Source organism: Dietzia sp. B44, assembly GCF_014145245.1.
Classification (GTDB): Bacteria; Actinomycetota; Actinomycetes; order Mycobacteriales; family Mycobacteriaceae; genus Dietzia; species Dietzia natronolimnaea.
This window is the reverse complement of record NZ_JAALEF010000519.1, coordinates 10,218-11,429: the sequence shown is the minus strand read 5'-3', so window position 1 is coordinate 11,429 and position 1,212 is coordinate 10,218. Positions and strand designations below refer to the sequence as shown.

Annotated in this window: 1 protein-coding gene; it reads left to right on the top strand. The window is 73.5% G+C overall.

What is annotated here, in order from left to right:
* Positions 1-1,159 (top strand): leucyl aminopeptidase (locus tag G6017_RS15990; protein ID WP_241731609.1); only part of this gene is annotated, 1,159 nt, incomplete at its 5' end.
* Positions 1,160-1,212 lie beyond the last annotated feature (53 nt).

Here is a 1,212-nt window from a genome sequence, read left to right as displayed (position 1 = left end):
CCGTGGGCTGGGCGCCGCACTGGTCCTGCTCGACGCCGGGCGCGCCGAGGCGGTCGCGTTGGGGGCTGCGCTGGGATCGTTCCGGCCGGCCAAGGTCACGGCGAAGAACGACGACGACGACAAGGCGGACACCGTGAAGGTGTTCGTCGCGGAGGGCGGCGAGGACGCGGTGACCCGTGCCGCCACCATCGCCGAGTGCGTCGGCCTCGCCCGCGACCTGGTCAACACCCCACCCAACCTGCTCTTCCCCGGTTCCTTCGCGGACCGCGCCGCCGAGCTCGCCGCCGCCGCGGGCCTGGAGGTGGAGATCATGGACGAGGCCGACCTGGCCGACGGTGGATACGGCGGCATCCTGGCCGTGGGCGGCGGGTCGTCCCGGCCACCACGCCTGGTCCGACTCACCCACCGGGGCAACGAGAACCGGCCGCCCGTCGCCCTGGTGGGCAAAGGCGTCACCTTCGACACCGGCGGCATCTCCATCAAGCCGGCCGCGGGCATGGAGCAGATGACGATGGACATGGGCGGTGCGGCCGCCGTGGTCGCGACCGTCATCCTGGCCGCCCGGCTCGGTCTCGACCTGACCGTGGTGGCGACCGTCCCGATGGCCGAGAACATGCCGTCCTCGACCGCGTACCGGCCCGGCGACGTGCTCACCATGTACGGCGGGACGACGGTCGAGGTGCAGAACACCGACGCCGAGGGGCGGCTGATCCTGGCCGACGCCATCGTCCGCGCGTGCGAGGACTCGCCGTCCCACCTCATCGACACCGCCACGCTCACCGGGGCGCAGATGGTCGCACTGGGCAAGAAGTCCCCCGGTGTCATGGGCACCGAGGAGTTCCGAGACCGGGTGGCCGAGCTCAGCCGGGGGGTCGGCGAGGGCGGCTGGCCGATGCCGCTGCCCGAGGAGCTCCGCGACGGCCTCGACTCCCAGGTCGCGGATCTGACCAACGTCACCCCGCACCGCTGGGGAGGCATGCTCTCCGCGGGCCTGTTCCTCTCCGAGTTCGTCGCCGAGGGCGTCGAGTGGGCCCACGTCGACGTGGCGGGCCCGGCCTACAACGACGGCGGCGCCGAGGGCTACCTGCCCAAGGGCGGGACCGGTGTCCCCGTCCGGACGATGCTCGCGGTGCTCGAGGACATCGCCGCGGCCGGCTGACCCGTCCGCGGGCGGCTCACCCGTCCGCGGCCGGTCAGGCCTCGTCGGCTCCG